The 17806-nt window shown below is 55.9% G+C and carries 15 protein-coding genes and 2 tRNA genes; 6 read left to right on the forward strand and 11 right to left on the reverse strand.

Annotated features, from left to right (window positions below; all coding sequences use genetic code 11):
• The coding region (locus tag A5774_RS07540; RefSeq protein WP_156519580.1) for a class I tRNA ligase family protein at positions 1–656 on the reverse strand (656 nt) is incomplete at its 3' end.
• A gap of 104 nt (positions 657–760) precedes the next feature.
• On the opposite strand from A5774_RS07540, the gene panB reads away from it, so the two are divergent.
• Genes panB through A5774_RS07555 form a run of 3 tightly spaced genes read left to right on the forward strand, consistent with a single transcriptional unit; the run spans position 761 to position 3209 of the window.
• Positions 761–1591 carry a 3-methyl-2-oxobutanoate hydroxymethyltransferase gene (panB, locus tag A5774_RS07545; RefSeq protein WP_064834162.1) on the forward strand — a complete coding sequence of 277 codons (831 nt, stop codon included), beginning with the start codon at positions 761–763 and terminating at the stop codon, positions 1589–1591.
• Positions 1592–2485 (forward strand): pantoate--beta-alanine ligase, encoded by an 894-nt coding sequence (gene panC / locus A5774_RS07550; protein WP_082936155.1) that lies wholly within the window; start codon positions 1592–1594, stop codon positions 2483–2485.
• Positions 2478–3209, forward strand: a complete 732-nt coding sequence (locus A5774_RS07555; protein WP_021353596.1) for a hypothetical protein — start codon at positions 2478–2480, stop codon at positions 3207–3209. The genes panC and A5774_RS07555 overlap by 8 nt, the downstream gene beginning before the upstream one ends.
• A 106-nt stretch (positions 3210–3315) precedes the next feature.
• Here A5774_RS07555 and clpX read toward each other — a convergent pair whose 3' ends face one another.
• Positions 3316–4650 (reverse strand): ATP-dependent Clp protease ATP-binding subunit ClpX, encoded by a 1335-nt coding sequence (gene clpX / locus A5774_RS07560; RefSeq protein WP_064834164.1) that lies wholly within the window; start codon positions 4648–4650, stop codon positions 3316–3318.
• 178 nt (positions 4651–4828) lie between these two features.
• Here clpX and A5774_RS07565 point away from each other — a divergent pair, with 178 nt between their 5' ends.
• Positions 4829–7243, forward strand: coding sequence for a sensor histidine kinase (locus A5774_RS07565; protein WP_064834166.1), 2415 nt, complete (start codon positions 4829–4831; stop codon positions 7241–7243).
• Between the two features lie 76 nt (positions 7244–7319).
• On the opposite strand, the gene A5774_RS07570 is transcribed toward A5774_RS07565, so the two are convergent.
• The 5 genes from A5774_RS07570 to A5774_RS07590 all read right to left on the reverse strand — a co-directional run bounded on the left by A5774_RS07570 (position 7320) and on the right by A5774_RS07590 (position 11350).
• The gene (locus tag A5774_RS07570) at positions 7320–7991 is read right to left on the reverse strand and encodes a response regulator transcription factor (protein WP_064834168.1); all 672 of its coding nucleotides are present in this window, start codon (positions 7989–7991) and stop codon (positions 7320–7322) included.
• A gap of 335 nt (positions 7992–8326) precedes the next feature.
• Complete coding sequence (locus A5774_RS07575) at positions 8327–8956, reverse strand: ATP-dependent Clp protease proteolytic subunit (protein ID WP_021353592.1); 630 nt, start codon at positions 8954–8956, stop codon at positions 8327–8329.
• A gap of 38 nt (positions 8957–8994) precedes the next feature.
• Positions 8995–9597, reverse strand: a complete 603-nt coding sequence (locus A5774_RS07580; protein ID WP_023018287.1) for an ATP-dependent Clp protease proteolytic subunit — start codon at positions 9595–9597, stop codon at positions 8995–8997.
• 198 nt (positions 9598–9795) lie between these two features.
• The gene (tig, locus tag A5774_RS07585; protein WP_027018018.1) at positions 9796–11184 is read right to left on the reverse strand and encodes a trigger factor; all 1389 of its coding nucleotides are present in this window, start codon (positions 11182–11184) and stop codon (positions 9796–9798) included.
• A 92-nt stretch (positions 11185–11276) separates the two neighbouring features.
• A tRNA-Pro gene (locus A5774_RS07590) sits at positions 11277–11350 on the reverse strand.
• A gap of 150 nt (positions 11351–11500) precedes the next feature.
• Between A5774_RS07590 and A5774_RS07595 the strand changes: the two genes are divergently transcribed.
• Entirely contained in the window at positions 11501–13810 is a 2310-nt protein-coding gene (locus A5774_RS07595) for an NADPH-dependent 2,4-dienoyl-CoA reductase (protein WP_064834170.1), read from the forward strand.
• Positions 13811–13933: 123 nt separating this feature from the next.
• Here A5774_RS07595 and A5774_RS07600 read toward each other — a convergent pair whose 3' ends face one another.
• Together A5774_RS07600 and A5774_RS07605 are read right to left on the reverse strand one after the other, a co-directional pair.
• Positions 13934–15679, reverse strand: a complete 1746-nt coding sequence (locus A5774_RS07600; protein WP_064834172.1) for a pyruvate dehydrogenase — start codon at positions 15677–15679, stop codon at positions 13934–13936.
• Between the two features lie 178 nt (positions 15680–15857).
• Positions 15858–15932 (reverse strand) — tRNA-Gly (locus tag A5774_RS07605).
• Between the two features lie 225 nt (positions 15933–16157).
• Between A5774_RS07605 and A5774_RS07610 the strand changes: the two genes are divergently transcribed.
• Positions 16158–16982 (forward strand): hypothetical protein, encoded by an 825-nt coding sequence (locus A5774_RS07610; RefSeq protein WP_064834174.1) that lies wholly within the window; start codon positions 16158–16160, stop codon positions 16980–16982.
• 97 nt (positions 16983–17079) lie between these two features.
• Here A5774_RS07610 and A5774_RS07615 read toward each other — a convergent pair whose 3' ends face one another.
• Entirely contained in the window at positions 17080–17274 is a 195-nt protein-coding gene (locus A5774_RS07615) for a PspC domain-containing protein (RefSeq protein WP_021353174.1), read from the reverse strand.
• Between the two features lie 12 nt (positions 17275–17286).
• Positions 17287–17763 (reverse strand): ribose-5-phosphate isomerase, encoded by a 477-nt coding sequence (locus A5774_RS07620; protein ID WP_021353173.1) that lies wholly within the window; start codon positions 17761–17763, stop codon positions 17287–17289.
• Between the last annotated feature and the right edge of the window lie 43 nt (positions 17764–17806).

The following is a 17806-nucleotide window of genomic DNA, read 5'->3' on the forward strand; positions in this document are numbered from 1 at the left end:
ACGTCTTTGTGTACGACCTCGATGTCACTGACCGCTGTTTCCAGCACCGGCGACCAGTTAACCAAGCGGTGCGCGCGGTAAATCATGCCGGCGTCAAACATCTGCTTGAAAATGTGCTGCACGGCGCGCGACAACCCCTCATCCAGGGTGAAGCGCTCGCGCGACCAGTCGACGGAATCACCAATCGCGCGCATCTGCTGTTGGATGGTGCCGCCGTATTCTTCCTTCCATTCCCAAACCTTGGCAATGAAATCTTCCCGCGAGTAATCCCAGCGAGATTTGCCTTCCTGCTCGCGCAGCTTCGCTTCCACCTTCGTCTGGGTAGCAATGCCTGCGTGATCCGAGCCCGGCAGCCACAGCGTGGAAAAACCCTGCATGCGCTTGCGACGGATAATCGAATCCATCAACGTGTGATCCAACGCGTGCCCCATATGTAACTGCCCGGTGACATTCGGTGGCGGCAAAACCACGGAATAAGCAGGCTTGTCCGCATCTTCGTCCGGGCGGAAATAGCCCTTCGACTCCCAAGCGTCGTAAAGATCTTTCTCTACCTCGCCTGGCTGCCAGTTCTTCGCAAGCAGATCGCTACGGTCGCGACCCGGCGCGGCATCGGTTGCGGAATTACGGTCATCTGGGTTTTGCTGGTTCTCCGTCATCACGGCGCCTATTCTAGCGCCCACCCGCAACCTGGGCCGCAGCGCTACAGGAGTTGCCCAGCAGATCCCCAGTAATAATCCGCCACACTGCTAAAATCCGGCCTATGTCTACCCAACCGTCTCTCCCTGCAAAACGTCTGCGCACCCATTATTTTTCCCGCGCAAAAGCCAACGGCACCCCTTTCACTGCACTGACCAGCTACGATAGCCTCACCGCCAGCATTTTCGACGACGCCGAGATTGATCTGCTGCTGGTGGGAGATTCCGCGGCCAACGTCGTGTTCGGACACAGCTCCACTTTGCCGATCACCACCGAGGAGCTCATCAGCCTGTCCGCTGCGGTGGTGCGCTCTACCCGCCGCTCATTCGTTGTCGCCGATCTGCCCTTTGGCAGTTACGAAACTTCGCCAGCCCAAGCCGTGGATACCGCGGTGCGGTTTATGAAAGAAGCCGGCGTGCAGGCGGTAAAAATCGAAGGTGGTGTGGAAATAGCTCCAACCATCAAAGCGCTTGTCGACGCCGGCATTCCGGTGTGCGCACACATTGGTTTTACCCCGCAAGCCGAACACGCGCTCGGCGGCTACCGGGTACAAGGCCGTGGTGAGGCCGCCGCGCAGCTACACGCAGACGCCCAGGCAGTGGCAGAAGCGGGGGCTTTCGCCGTCGTCATGGAAATGGTACCCAGCCAACTAGCTGCTCAGATCACCCGTGACTGCCCTATCCCCACCATCGGCATCGGTGCAGGTAACGAGTGCGACGGCCAGATCCTGGTCTGGACTGACGCCTTCGGTCTGGGCACTGGAACGCCGCCGCGATTCGTGCGCCAGTACGCCAATCTTGCCGACGAGCTACGCAAAGGTGCTCGCGCTTACCGCGAGGATGTTGCAGCCCGTACGTTCCCGAATGACGCCGAATCATTTAGTGACGAGAATTAAATGCAGGTCTTCCACACTATCTCTGACGTACGCGAGTTTTGCGTAAAAGCACGCTCGGCTCCCACGGTGGGCACAGCTTCCACAGCCGACTCGACTGCCACGGTGGGTTTGGTTCCCACGATGGGCGCACTGCACGACGGGCATGCCAGTCTGGTGCGCGCCGCACGCGCCGACAACGACATCGTCGTCGCATCAGTATTCGTTAACCCACTGCAGTTCACCGACCTGGGTGATTGCGACGACTACCGCAACTACCCACGAAACCTGGAACAAGACGCAGAATTCCTACGCACGCTCGGCGTCGATGCGGTCTTTGCTCCCAGTGTCGACGAAATGTACCCGGGTTTTTCTGCATCTCCAGACCAGCACCCACAAATCTGGGTACGCACTGGCCGCATGGGCGAGATTCTAGAAGGCGCCTCCCGGCCTGGACATTTTGATGGAGTCGCAACCGTCGTCGCCAAACTGTTTCAGATCATCCAGCCAGACCGGGCCTATTTCGGGCGCAAAGATGCCCAACAGCTGGCGATAATCCAAGCCATGGTGCGGGATCTGGATATTCCGGTGACTATTCACGGTCTTCCCATAGTGCGCGGTGTAGACGGGGTGGCAGAATCCAGTCGCAACTTACGCTTAAGCGCGCCACAGCGACGCGCTGCCCAAGCCCTATCTCAAACCTTATTTGGGCTTCGCGACGGCGAATTCACTAGCGTAGAAGCAGCTAGAGACCATCTAGCAAGTTGCGCAGGGGTGGAGCTAGATTATTTCCGTGTTGTCGACCCAGCAAATCTACGGGACGTTCCTGCCGATACCCGCCCAGCGCTAGCCTTGACCGCAGCCTGGGTAGGCCCGGTACGTTTGATCGATAACTTGGCTTTGGAGACGCATGAATAATCGCGACGATTCCGCAGAGCTGTCTGCCATCATCAGCGAATTTCTCCGCAATGGTTACGAGCACGCAGATTTTTCGTGGCTCGTGAATTCAGCTGCCGAAGGGAATGCAGACGCAACCGGGGTGGCGGGTGACAAAATAGCCCGGGAAAAACCAGCCAGTAACGAAACAAACGTCGACAAGCACGAGTTATATGCCCAGGCCATCACAGCCTGCATGGAAGCGATTACGCCCCCGGCAGAAGCACTCAATGTCGATTCACCTGTGCCCGCAGAATGCATGGCACACATTGTCTCCGCCCTGTTTACCCAGTTAGACACGCACCGCGAGGCTGTCGCCTTGTTAGCCGCAGATTCCCTACACCCAGTGCTAGAAACCGGAACTACCACCACCATGATGGAATCATCGGAGCTTGGGCTACACCTGGACCGGGTATTGCTACGTGGCCAAGAAGCCGGCGCGTTTCGGCCCGGTATTTCTGCCAACGATGTGTTTTACATAATCATCTCGCTGAGCTTGTTCCGGCTCAATCACCGGCACCTGATGGCCACAACTGCCCAGGTCGATACGCTTTCAGCAAGCAATTCGGTGGGAATTCGGCGACTCGTCATCGATGCTGTGTTGTCGTTTTTGACCTCGAATATCGAAGATTCCGAGCACGAATCCTATCTATTCACCAGCGACGAAGAACACGACGGTGGCGGGCTCGGGGTGTACTGGGACTAAACCCAGCCACAGCCTAGCCCTAGCTGCAGGCCGCAATCTGAGCCCCTACCCCAGGGGATAGTCCGAGCCCAGCCCGGGCATGGTTTTGCGCTAGGACTGGTGCTTGCTATGCCGATTGCATGTTTTCGGAATAACGCAGTTCGGGTTCATCGTCGCCACGTACCGCGGCAGCAGTGACAACCACCTGGTTGATGTCTTCCCGATCCGGCAAATCGTACATCACGGGAACCAACAGGTCCTCCAAAATCGCGCGCAAGCCACGGGCACCAGTGCCGCGGTCAATCGCCAAATCTGCGATTTCCCCTAAGGCGTCGTCGTCGAAGATCAGCTCGGCACCGTCCATAGCGAACAAACTCCGGTACTGCTTAACCAGCGAGTTCTTCGGCTCAGTGAGCACCTGTACCAACGATGCACGATCCAGGTTTTCCACCGTAGCTACCACCGGAAGGCGGCCAATAAACTCTGGAATCAGGCCGAATTTCACCAGATCAGCGGTACGCACCTGCGAGAACAACGCCGCGTTGTCGGTGTCTTTGCGGGAGTCGATCTCTGCGCCAAAGCCCAAACCTTTCTTGCCGACGCGCTCCGCGATTACTTTGTCCAGGCCATCGAAAGCGCCCGCAACAATGAACAACACATTGGACGTATCCAACTGAATAAATTCCTGGTTGGGATGTTTACGCCCACCCTGCGGTGGGATGGAAGCGGTCGTGCCTTCCAAGATCTTCAGCAACGCCTGTTGCACGCCTTCACCTGACACATCTCGGGTGATCGAAGGGTTTTCGCTCTTGCGCGAAATCTTGTCAATCTCGTCGACGTAAATAATGCCACGCTGCGCGCGCTCCACATCAAAATCGGCAGCTTGCAACAACTTCAGCAGGATATTTTCTACGTCTTCACCGACGTAGCCAGCTTCCGTTAACGAAGTAGCGTCCGCAATCGCGAATGGCACATCCAGCATGCGTGCCAGCGTTTGTGCCAGGTAGGTTTTGCCCGAACCGGTAGGGCCCAACATCAAGATATTGGATTTCGCAATCTCGACTTCTTCATCCGCATGGATGGAATCGGCCCGCCCGCCATATTTCGAGCCCGAGGTTTTCTGTCCCCCACCGGCACCGCTGTGGGTAAATTCGTCGGCGCGCATGCGCTTGTAATGGTTATAAACTGCCACCGACAGGATGCGTTTGGCCTGGTTTTGGCCAATGACATAGTTATCCAGGAACGCAGAAATTTCCGACGGCCGTGGCAGACGCTTGGCATCGTCGGATTCCTGTGCGCCCGGCTCGTTAGCGATTTCTTCTTCGATGATCTCGTTGCACAGTTCAATGCACTCGTTGCAGATATACACACCGCCACCGGCGATGAGTTTTTTCACCTGTTTTTGGCTCTTCCCACAGAAGGAACACTTCAGCAGATCAGCGCTTTCTTGCATACGTGCCATAGGATCTTTTACGTACTTCTCGTTTCGCGGTCGTGGACAGGTGCGTGAGGATATTTCTGGCGCCACAAGGCAGCCAGATTATTGTCTCTAGTGTAATCACCATGCACCGTTTCGCTGGTAGCCACACGATGGTAGAGCCGATGCCACCAGTCCGAACTCATGATGCAAAACTTACTGTATGGCTACTCCCCGCACCGCTTTCGATATTGGCCCTGCTGCCGGCACTGATTCTGCTGCTGGTGCTGCTTCTGCCGCCGACACTGCTTCTATCGAACACGATGCACACTCTGCACACGATGCACGTTTTTTGCCTACGCTCTTGCGGCGAATCCGGCGTGCCATGGGCGACGATTCCGTCGAACTCACCACCCTACGAATCTGCTGCGCCGCAATGGCGGTCGCGCTGTTGGTCTACCTGGGATTGCAATACGTCACCTATGGCTCCAACTACATCGGCGACTGGTACGGCTACCTCATAAGTATCGGGTTGGCCCTGAGCGGGATCTTCATGCTGGTATCGGCAATCGTCGGCAAGCTGGTCTGGTTGCGTTATTCCCTGTATACAAATGCAATCGTGCTGTTGGTAGCTACCCTGGCGTTTCCTGTGGCGTATTACACTATGCCCGACCTGGGTCCTGCGGTGCTGCGGTTTACCGATTTCACCGGCGTTTTGGCCATCAGTGTGGTTTTGCTCTCCCCGACTAGACGAGCGGTACTGGTTGCAATCTTGATTCAGGTCTTCCCCAGTGCATTACATTCCCTCGTCTACGGGCGCACGAGTATTCCAGAGCTGTTAGCGATCACAGGGTTTGCGGTACTCATGAACTTGATTCCGTTTGTGCTGGGGGCAGTTACGTTGATGCGCGTTGCACGCACTATCGACGAGACTGAACAGAAGGTGCAGGATTCTTTGGCTGAATCCGAGTCCAAGCATGCAGCAATTGCCGAGCGCAAACGCCTCAATGGTCTGGTCCATGACCATATTTTGGGTTCGCTCTCAGCCATCGCCCGCGGGCAAAATATGCAGGCCGACGCCGTACGTTCGTTGCCTTCTCGCCCCGCGACTGGCGAAGACATTACGCTGCAACAATTACTTGCCGACGTCACCTGCAGCGTGCAGGATCTCACCCCAAATTGCTCCATCACAATCAATGGGCAAGACGCACACAATGGGAGTTCCGACCTTGGTTTTTCTACGATCAAAGATTCTGCAGCCGAAGCCATCCGTTTGTCTGTCACTGAAGCTGCACGTAATTCCCGGAAGCATGCTGGCGACTCGTGTCAACGTAGCTGCGCTATCAACATCACCGATGGTGAGCTGGTTTTTGAATTTTCTGACGACGGTCGCGGTTTCGATATGGCAACGCGTAATCCGCAACGGGCGGGCATCAACGTATCGATTTTGCACCGCATGCGCAGTATTGATGGCGGCGATGCCCAGATTGTCTCTTCGCCTGACAACGGCACAACCGTCACCGTGCGCTGGTGCTTGCGCACCGCAGAATCCCAATTCAATGAGCGCGTGGCAGCACAAGCAAATGATTCTTCCGAAGATCAGCTCACAGCCGCAAAGTTAGAGCAACAGCTACTGCAGCCAGCACAAGTTTCCCGATCATGGGCTTGGCCATACCTAATTCTGGCCGTCATCAGCATCGTTTCTGCAGTGTGGGTGAACTCCGGCGAGTTCCTGATGGCGATCCCAGCAGCCGCCGTCGCCATTGCTACTTTAGCCCTGCTTGTCTTAGACAGCTCACCCCATATTGACGGCACCAAACGCTTCGTCTTCACGGCCGGTTTTCTTATGTTAGGTCCGTTAAGCATGTTGCAGCGCGTCGATTATGCGGCTGGCCGAGAAAATTTGTGGGCGTTGTCGATCATTAGCTTGCTCTGCTGCATTCTGATTTTGCGCGGGCAAATCTTGTGGGGAGCCGGCTGCTTCGTTGCCAGCGCGGCGTTAATGAAAGCCTGCACCTTGCTCAGCGCCGGTGCAATTGCCAGCCCACCTCTGGCAGATATTTTGGTGCAGGTAAATCTCGTCATGGCAGCCACGGTGGTTTTTCTTGCAACCAACACTTTGCTGAAGAACCTGCCCCGGCTGCGTATGGAAAAACGCACCGCCTATGCAGAGGCGGCACGGGTACGGCAGATTCAGTTAGTGCACAGACATTGGCATGAACGCATTGAGTTGCACGCGGCGCCGGTGTTTGAAGCTGTGCAGCATTTCCAGACTCCCCCACCGTTGTTGCGGGAAAGGGCCCGCCTAACAGAATTAGCGATCCGCGACATGCTGCGTGCGCCATTACTGGATCGCCCCGAAATAAAAACTGCTGCTTGGGATGCACGGAAAGCCGGCGCTACGGTATTGCTGCTGGATGATCGGAGTGAACGCGATTCCAGCATGGTCGGCCGTAAATCCGATGGCCGAGATGTCGGCGCCGCGCTGGAACGGCTTGTGCCTTTGGTGCTGGAGCGTCTGAACTTCGCGGGAACAGACAAAGTAACCATCCGTATTTTGCCGCCTGGGCGCAAATATTTCGCCACGATCACCACCGACAGTACTGGGATTACCCGGGTGCCATTCCCGGAGGTCTAAGACGGCTGAAAACCTGCTAGCCCCCGCGCAATCCTGGCTCTCGGCGGTTAGATTACGAAGCGCCCAAATGCGAGTGTTAGTGCGGGTCAGTCGGCCCGGGTAAGAATCCATCTTCTTGGGCACGCTGGTATAAATCCAGCTTCGTAAAGGTATCGCGTCCGACGCTCGAGTACTTCTGCCGAACGCGGTTTAAATAATCGTTAACCGTGTCTTGTTTCAATCCAGTCAAACGAGCGACTCGCTTCGCTGGCTCACCCGAAGCATATAATTCCAAGACTTCGCGCTGTCTATCGGAAAGGTCCACGGATTCAAGTAAAGGATCGCTATCCATCGCAGCGGCCATTTCCGTAGAGATCGTCGGGCACCCACCCAGAGTGCGACGAATAGCGGCCACAATTTCTTCCGATGGTTGTGTTTTGCTCAATACTTCCGCGACGCTGGTACTGAGTACTTGCCGCAGCAAATATGGGCTTTCCAAGGACGAGACCACAACGATATGCGGGGTGAGCTCTTCGATCTTTTCCACATTTTCTACCGGTCGACTGTCATCCGATAAGCGAAGATCAAGCAGAACTAAGTCGACTTTCTTCTTTTTACCTAAGACACCGAGAAGTTGCGGCACGCTGGGTGCGCTGGCGATAACGGTGAAATCCGAATAACTACTAAGCATGGCCTCTAGGCCTTGCCGGGTGAGTTCGTGGTCTTCCACAATCGCTAAACGATAGGTCTTGGAACTAGAAGGTGTCATACCTGTTGCCCTGTGCCTTTGTGTGGTCGTTTCTCTAAGTGTGTATTAGGCGGATCATCGTGTCCGGTTTTTGGTTCACGGAAACCGGCGCTGGTGAAATGATTGCCCCCAACAGAGTTTAGAGGTGCTCACAGCAATCTACGAGTACGGCTGACACCACAGCTACCCCCATTTTTTGAGTGTAACACCCATGGGTTGTCTCAGGTGCGTAATACAGGCAAAGATCTACTACCCCAAAAGCGTGTTGGCCAAAATGCAGCAGCACCCTCCCGTCGAGAAACGATCGGAAGGGTGCTGTCGTGCAGGTACAGCCGAAATTGAATGATCGGCAGATTTTAGTCGTGATTAGCCTTGCGGTAATCAAAGACACGATCGATAATTCCGTATTCCACGGCGTCTTCCGCGGTCAGAATCTTGTCACGGTCAGTATCAATGCGGATCTGTTCTGCGCTCCGGCCGGTGTGCTCTGCCAAAGTACGCTCCATCAAAGTACGCATACGCTCAATTTCGGCAGCCTGAATCTCCAAGTCAGAGACCTGTCCTTGCGTGCCCTGCGTAGCAGGCTGGTGAATCAGTACACGAGAGTTCGGCAACGCCGCGCGCTTGCCTGGTGCGCCCGCAGCCAGCAGCAATGCCGCCGCAGAAGCAGCCTGACCCAAGCACACCGTCTGCACATCACAGCGGACAAAACGCATGGTGTCATAAATCGCCGTCATAGCCGTGAAAGAACCACCTGGCGAGTTGATGTACATCGTGATGTCACGGTCGGGGTCCTGAGACTCCAGAACCAACAACTGCGCCATGATGTCGTTAGCTGCGGTGTCATCAACCTGGGACGCTAAGAAGATGATGCGCTCTTCAAACAGCTTGTTATACGGGTTAGTTTCCTTCGTGCCGTTCGCGGAATGCTCCAAGAACGACGGCAGCACGTACCGCGAAGTTGGCATCTGGGATTGGTTCAACATGAAAGTAGTTCTCCTCTTACCTGGTTCGTGGTTCGTGCTTAGTTAGTAACAGTGCCGCCCTGAGCAGCAGAAATGACATGGTCCACCATGCCGTATTCCAAAGCCTGCTGTGCGGTGAACCAACGGTCACGGTCGGAGTCCTTGGTGACCTGTTCAAAAGTCTGGCCAGTGTGCTCCGCAATCAGCTGTGCCATCTCACGCTTGGTCTGCGCGAATTGTTCTGCCTGAATCGCGATATCAGCGGCGGTACCACCAACACCGGCGGATGGCTGGTGCATCATGATGCGCGCGTGTGGCAAAGCAAAGCGCTTGCCCGGTGCACCGGCAGTGAGCAAGAACTGCCCCATGGAAGCTGCCAGCCCCATGCCGTACGTACGCACGTCACACGGCGAGTACTTCATGGTGTCGTAAATAGCCATGCCTGCGGTTACAGAACCGCCTGGGGAGTTGATGTAAAGAGAAATATCGCGGTTTGGATCCTCCGCGGAAAGCAACAAAATCTGTGCGCACAGCTTGTTGGCGATTTCATCGTCCACCTGGGTACCCAGGAAGATAATGCGTTCACGCAACAAGCGCTCGTAGACAGAGTCGCCCAGGTTCATGCCCGTCGAACCTGCCTCGCTCGTAATTTTGTCAGACATTAGTGTTTCCAACTCCTGTTAGTCGTCGTACTCAATGACACCAGCGTACTCGCCGTCCGTAGGCCCGTCAGCTGTGTTCGCTGTCAGCGTTTACATGCACCGCACCTACGCAAAACCCGCCAAGCTCAGCTACGTTAGCCAAACCCGGCGGGTGTGGTTTTTCGAAGCATCATATGCTCCGAAAGTCACCGAGAGAGATTACTTCTCCTCGGAATTTTCCTGTGTCGCTGCAGCGTTGTCGGCAGCTTCGGCACCTTCAGCGTTTTCTTCTTCACCGAAGTAGTCCTTTGGATCAACAGCATTGCCGTCGGTATCTTCTACCTGGACATTGCAGATAGCCATCGCCAGTGCCTTGCCACGACGAACATCAGCGAACAAGTTTGGCAGCTGGTTAGCCTGCTGCAACTGCTGCATAAATTGTCCTGGCTCCATGCCGTAGGAACGAGCGGTGAACATGATGTGCTCGGTGAGTTCTTCCTGGGAAACCTCCGGCTGCTCCTGCTCGGCAACCGCATCCAAGAACAACTGGGTACGTACAGAATCCTCGGCAGATTCCCGCGCTTCCTTGTCGAACTGCTCGCGGGAAGTTCCCTGTGCTTCCAAAAGCTGAGCCAGAGCCTTCTCGTCGCCACCAACCTGGCCAAGTACCTGGTGGTACTGGTTGTGCACCTGGTCGTCGACCACGGTCTTTGGAAGCTCGAATTCGACCTTTTCCAGAGCTGCCTTCAGCACCTCGTCGCGGATTTCTGCAGCCTGCTGGGCCTTCACGGATTCTTCAGCCTGCGTGCGGATAGCTTCACGCAACTCATCGGCAGTATCGAATTCCGAAGCCATCTGTGCAAAGTCATCGTCGAACTCAGGCAGCTTACGTTCCTGGGTCTTCTGTACGTGCACGGAAACTTCTGCTTCCTCGCCAGCATGCTCACCGGTCTGCAGCTTCGCGGTGAAGGTGTTGTCTTCGCCGGTCTTCATTCCACGCAAAGCGGTGTCCAATCCCTTGACCAGGTTTCCAGAACCGATCTGGTAGGACATGGACTCAACCTTAGCGTCTTCAATTTCTTCACCATCGATCTCTGCAGACAAGTCAATGACTGCAAAGTCGTTGGTCTTCAGCTGACGCTTGGTTTCCTTCAATTCGCCGAAACGATCACGCAGCTGATCGATCTGCTCATCAGTAGCCTCATCCACGGACTTCAGCGGAGCAACGGAGACCTTGAACTTGGAGAAGTCTGGAACCTCAATATCTGGCTGGACATCAACTTCAGCAGTGAATTCTACGAATTCATTGTCCTCAATCTGCTTGATATCAACCTCAGGCTGACCGATTGGGTTGATGTCATTTTCCTTCATGGCCTGTTCATATTTAACCGGCAGCATGTCATTGACGACCTGCTCCAAAACAGGGCCACGGCCAAAACGCGCGTCGATCAGCTGACGAGGCGCTTTACCTTTACGGAAACCTGGGATAGACACCTGCTGCGCAATGGCCTTATAGGCTGCATCGATTTCCTTGTCGAGCTCAGAGAATGGGACATTCACGGTGAGCTTCACGCGGGTATCGCTCAGCTTGTCGACGGTTGTCTTCACGAGTAACTCTCCTGGTTTCTCATCGAGGGATAGTGCTAGTAATTATTTTATTAAACAGAGGCCCAAAGCACTCACAGCCTGGACCCCATTTGTCGGGGCGACAGGATTTGAACCTGCGACCTTCTACTCCCGAAGCAGATGCGCTACCAAGCTGCGCTACGCCCCGTGACCACTCACGTGCACCAAGTGCACATGAACACGCCCACAAAGTCTACCCGCCTTATTTTCGTCCCGCACAGCCGGGGTCGCCTATCCCATAGCCATCAGGAGCCTTGGCGGGTTTTTGTTATGCAGAACACACGCTACAGTGTTATTTATGACACAATCTGCGAGCGTTCCCCTGGCTTCCTCTGCAATCAACACCACGCCTAGTGCCATACCTGGTTCCCCCAACGACAACTATTCGCGACTACTCGCTCCGATCACCGTCGGCAAGAAGCGTTTCCGTAATCGCGCAATTATGGGGTCAATGCACACCGGCCTCGAAGACGACCCAGCGAATGCACCGAAATTAGCTGCGTATTTCGCCGAACGCGCACAAGGTGGCGCAGCAGCTGTGGTCACTGGCGGCTATTCCCCAAACCAGCTGGGAGTGCTAAGCCCGTATGCACAACCATTCAATAATCACGAAATGGTGCAAGCACACAAGCAAGTCACCGCTGCCGTGCACGAGCACGGCAGCCTGGCGTTTCTACAGCTACTGCACGCTGGCCGCTACGCCTTCCATATGGAATCAGTCAGCGCCAGTGCCACCCAGGCGCCGATCAGCCCTTTTCCGTCTCGTGCGCTTTCTGACGAAGAAGTTGCCCAGACCGTCCAAGATTTCGCGAATGCCGCCAAACTCGCCGCACAGGCCGGTTACGACGGCGTACAGATTATGGGTTCAGAAGGCTATTTGATTAACCAATTCCTCTCTTCACGCACCAACCAACGCGACGACCGCTGGGGCCAGCAACGCAGCCTTTTCGCCTTGGAAGTAGCACGGGCAGTGCGGAAAGCCGTGCCCGCAGATTTCCTGGTTGATTTCCGCATGAGCATGCTGGAATTGGTCGAAGAAGGCCAAACCCAAACCGAAATTCTAGAACTCGCACGTGGTTTGGAAGAAGCAGGCGTCGACATGCTCAGCACCGGTATCGGCTGGCATGAAGCTCAAGTGCCGACGGTCATTACCAGCGTGCCCCGCGCAGCCTTCAGCTGGGCCACCGCGCTAGTCAAAAAGCACGTCAATATTCCGGTGGTCTCATCCAACCGCATCAACACGCCAGAAGTCGCCGAACAAGTATTGGCCGGAACCTGGGACGATACCGGCGTAGAAACCGATTTCGTCTCGATGGCCCGGCCGTGGCTGGCGGATCCAGAATTCATCAACCGCGTGCAAGCTGGCCACGCAAACCAGATCAACCACTGCATTGCGTGTAACCAGTCCTGCCTGGACCATGTTTTTGAAAACAAACGCGCAACCTGTTTAGTTAACCCTCGCGCGGGCTACGAAACCCAACTGACCTTGCAGCCGATCAACGGTGGACACGTTGGTGCTGGCGAGCCTGCCGGTAAGGCGTACCCGGAAAAGGCTGCCCCGAAAGCAGCGGTCATCGGCGGCGGTGTCGCTGGCCTATTTGGTGCTGAAGCTTTGGCGAAACGCGGCTATTCCGTCGAGGTATTTGAGGCTGCCGATACCGTCGGTGGGCAATTCCGCTTGGCTATGCAGATCCCGGGCAAAGAAGAGTTCCACTATTCCCTGCAGTCAGTACTTGCCCGTTTGGATGCACAGAATGTAAAAATCACCGCCTCTACCCCAATGACCGCGCATGAAGCTTTCGCTGCAGGCTTCGACGAGGTAGTGATCGCCACTGGCGTGCGCCCGCGCATACCGGAGATTCCGGGCATCGAACAGGCCATGGCCGGCGAGTTCGACGTCGACGTCATCACCTACGCGGAATTGTTGTCCGGCGCCAAACAGGCAGGCAACAAGGTGGCAATTGCTGGTGCAGGTGGTATCGGTTTCGATGTTGCAGAGTATTTGGTGGAAGCTCCAACGTCCGCAGATATCACAGCCGAGCCCACACCAGCGACCATCAACGAATGGGAATCTGCCTGGGGTGTAAGCCGCCGTGCAGATCTACCTGGCAATCTGGAACGCCCGCACCCGCCACGGGCGCAACGTGAGATCACGATGTTGCAACGCAAACCTTCCCCGCAGGGGCTGGGCCTCAACCGCACCACCGGTTGGGTGCACCGTATTTCCGTGGCCGCGGCCGGAGTAAAACAGGTCAGTGGTGTTGCCTATATGAAGATCGACAACGACGGGCTGCACCTGAACGTGCCAGTCAACGACGCGGCCAAGACCAGCAAGGCTATCCGGAAGGCACAGAAGGCGGGAGATAAAGCTAAGGTCGCCGAGCTGGAAGACGACCTGAAAAATAACCGCACCGACACCGTGCTGGACGTCGACACGATCGTGTTATGCACCGGCCAAGAGTCAGTCATCGAAGCAGACTTCGAGAGCTTAACCGAGGACCAGCGCTCCCGCGTGCACGTCATTGGTGGCGCGGATGTTGCCGCTGAGCTAGACGCGGCACGGGCTATCCGCCAGGCCGTCGAACTCGCGTCCGAGCTGAAACGTTAAACAGCATGGGCACCAAACAACGCCTTGAAACAGCCCAGCAAGCACAGATCGTGCGTCACCGCCGCAATACGGGATTATGTTCCTACGCGCTCTGGCAACGCACCGCTAGAACGCGAAGTGTGCTTACGGACGCGGAATGTTGCGCAGGTTAGAGCGCGCCATCGACAGCATCTTGCCCACGCCACCGTCAAGCACAGTGCGGCCAGCTGCCAAGGCGAAGCCCTTGAGCTGATCAAATTCCAGTGTTGGTGGCATGGACAGCGCATTCGGGTCGGTGATGACGTCGATCAGCACCGGACCGTCCATCTCCAGGGCCTCTTTTAGCTGCTGACGCGCCTTCTTCGGGTCCGTGATGCGCACGGAAGGAATGCCCAGGGCTTCGGCAGCACCGGCGTAATCAACGCCATCGTGGTCGGTACCGAATTCCGGCATGCCTTCGACCAGCATTTCTAGCTTCACCATGCCCAGCGAAGAGTTATTAAAGACCACGGTTTTCACCGGCAGATTGTTGCGACGTACCGTCAGCAACTCACCCATCAACATCGCCAAGCCACCATCACCAGAGAAGCTGACCACCTGGCGGTTGCGGTCTGCTTGCTGCACGCCAATGGCTTGCGGCAGCGCGTTGGCCATGGTGCCGTGCTTCCAGGAACCAATCACGCGGTTACGGCCGGTGGGGTTAATATAGCGAGCCGCCCACACGTTGCACATTCCGGTATCGACGGTGACCACGGCGTCGTCGTCCAGCAGCTCATCGATCTGGTCGGCGAGGAACTCCGGGTGGATCGGGGTGTGCTTCTCGACGTTTTTGGTGTATGCCTCCACCACTTGGCTCAACTCACGCTCGTGCTTCTTCAGCATGTCATCCAGGAACGAGCGGTCAGTCTTTTTCTTCGTCTTTTCCAGCAGCGCGTTGACGGTTGGTAGCACGTCGCCGCAGATAGCGTGGCTGAGTACCGCGCGGCGCCCCAGGTGCTCCGGGTTGTTGTCAACCTGCGCGATCACTACATCAGAGCCATCTGGCAGGAAGTCCACGTATGGAAAGTCCGTGCCCAGCATCAGCAGCAGATCCGCATCCTGGCAGGCATCGTAGCAAGCGCCGTAGCCCAGCAGGCCGGACATGCCGACGTCGTAAGGGTTGTCATACTGAATAACTTCTTTGCCGCCCAACGCGTGGCCGATGGGGGCGTGCAGGTGGGTCGCTAGATCAATAATCTCGTCGTGCGCACCGGCAGAACCAGCACCGACGAACAGCGTGATCTTTTCTGCTTTATCAATGGCTGCAACAAGCTTGTCGACGTCAGCAGCATCCGGAATCATCTGCCCTTTCTTGCGGGCGATTACTCCACCGCTCACCGGTTCATCGACCTTCTCCGCCGCGATATTGCCGGGGATCACCAGCGTGGATACTTGTTTGTTGCCAATCGAATTCTGGATAGCGGTGTGCAGGATGCGCTGGCCTTGCTTCGCGGAATGCGCGACTTCGATATAGCCGGAGCATTCCTTCAACACCTGCTGTGGGTGGGTTTCTTGGAAGAAGCCGGTGCCAATTTCTTCACTCGGGATGTGGGTGGCCAGTGCCAGGACGCGGGCGCCGTTGCGGTGGGCGTCGTAAAGCCCCTGCACCAGGTGGGTATTTCCCGGCCCACAGGAGGCGGCGCACACGGCGAGTTCGCCAGTAACGAGGGATTCTGCGCCAGCGGCGAAAGCTGCGGATTCCTCGTTGTGGACGTGGATCCATTCCATGTCCTTGTGGCGGCGAACGGCATCGACAATGGGGTTCAGGCTGTCACCGACGAGGCCGTAAATGTGGCGCACGCCTTGTTTGGCGAGGGTGTCGATAAGGAAATCTGCGTAGGTTTTCGACATGTAGTCAAAGCTCCTTGGAATGCACTGTTTATGAGCAATTGTTCAACAGCATTCCAGCCTACGCCGATTTGGCAGCAGAAAAATCCCGTGAGACTGATCTTACAACTGAGTGCTTATATCTCTACAGAGATTTTCTCAGTGCTACTAGGTTACTAGCGATCAGCCCCACGGGATTACGTGGAGGGAATGACGGGAATCGAACCCGCGTCTTCAGCTTGGAAGGCTGAGGTATTAGCCACTATACGACATTCCCACGCACCTTTGCGGTGCATTCAATAGCCTACAACATAATCTCGATAGCGCCAAACTCCTCCTCTTTCCAGCAGTTATGCCCCATTAATCGCCTATTTAAATCGCTCAGCACCATAACCCCACTGGTGCAACCACATCATCACTGGCACCACCTCTGCGCAGACACAACCACTGCCGCGCAGAATCGTTAGAATGGCGACAAAACATTTTGGGAGTGAGAGTAAGCATGGAAATTTTCGTCATCATTCTGGCCATCGGTATCGCGTTTTACTTCGGAGCAAGCCGGAATAACAAGAAGCAAATAGAACAAAACAACCAGAATGAGCTGGACGACGCGCGTGCCGACGCACAGCGCTGGATCGACCGCTTAGGTTCGCAGGTCTACAGCATCGACGGCACCGATACCGCCTCGAAGCAAGCCATGTCTGATGCCTCCGAGCGCCACAACGCGGCAGCCTCGGCGCTATCTTCTGCCACCACCGTGAAGCAAGCCCGCTTGGCCCGCGAATCCGCACTCGAAGGTATGCACTATGCCAACGCGGCGCGCGAGATCATGGGCATGTCTACCGGTCCGGAGATCCCACCGCTGGAAGGCCAACGCAATGCTGGCAAGGTAACCGAGCGCCGCGAGATTGACCACGAAGGTGAGCGCATCATTGCTTCGCCGAAAGCCAGTGATGATGCCCCGCACTACTACCCTGGCGGCAAAGTCGCTGGGCGTCCGGTACCAGCTGGCTGGTATTCCACACGCTGGTGGGAACCTGCACTGCTTACCGGCGTCTGGGCCATGAGCTCGGCGATGATGTTTTCCATGATGTTTTCCGGAATGGCAGGCGTTGGCTATGGTGCTCAAGATTTTGAATCTGGGGCTGGCGAAGGCCTAGATGGTGCTGGTGCCGACGGGGCCGATGGTATGGACGGCGCAGATGGCGGCGACATGGATGGAATGGATGACATGGGCGGCATGGACGATGCAGGTATGGACGACGGCGGTGGTCTATTCGGAGGCGGCGATGACGGCGGCCTGTTTGACCTCGGCTTCGACTTCTAAAACCAAGGCCTAAGCTAAGCAAGCACCCCATTGTTGAACCAACAATGGGGTGCTTGGAGTTTTTAGCTGACAACAAATTCTGAGCTAAAGCAAATATCTACCATTTGGGGTAAGCCAGCCACTGAAATAGATACACGAAGATCATAGGGGCCCCTACCAGACAAGCTAGGACATAGCACCACCTCACAGTATCGGCTTTGACCCCGTACGTTTCCGCTACGCCTGCACAGACTCCTGCTATTTGTTTGCCGTCGTCTGTACGGTGCCACTTATTTTCTACGGGAAGCTCCATGAGCAGCCTCAGTTATTCGGCGCTTGGCACTTCTGGGGCTACACCTGTGCGCTCGTATTCCGCCAAAATGTCAATGCGGCGCTGGTGGCGCTGCGCTGCCGACCATTCCTGATCCAAGAAAGCATCGACGATCTGCAGTGCTTCTTCCTCTGAGTGCATGCGTCCGCCGATACCGATCAGCTGTGCGTTGTTGTGTTCACGCGCCAAGCGTGCGGTTTCTGGCGACCACGCCAGTGCGCAGCGTGCGCCCTCTACCTTATTCGCGGCAATCTGCTCACCGTTTCCAGAACCGCCCAGTACGATGCCCAGCGAGCCCGGATCATTAACGGTGCGTGTAGCTGCGTCGATGCAAAACGCTGGGTAATCATCGTCGGCGTCATAGGTGTGCGCACCGCAATCAATCACCTCATAGCCAGCTTTGTTCAGGTGTTCTTTGATCAGGTTTTTCGTCTCAAAACCTGCGTGGTCTGCTCCAAGATAAACGCGCATACACACAATAATAGCCGCCTGGCAGAAACCAGACGGCTAAATT

It is taken from the genome of Corynebacterium sp. EPI-003-04-2554_SCH2473622, from assembly GCF_001665955.1.
GTDB classification, from domain to species: Bacteria; Actinomycetota; Actinomycetes; order Mycobacteriales; family Mycobacteriaceae; genus Corynebacterium; species Corynebacterium pseudodiphtheriticum.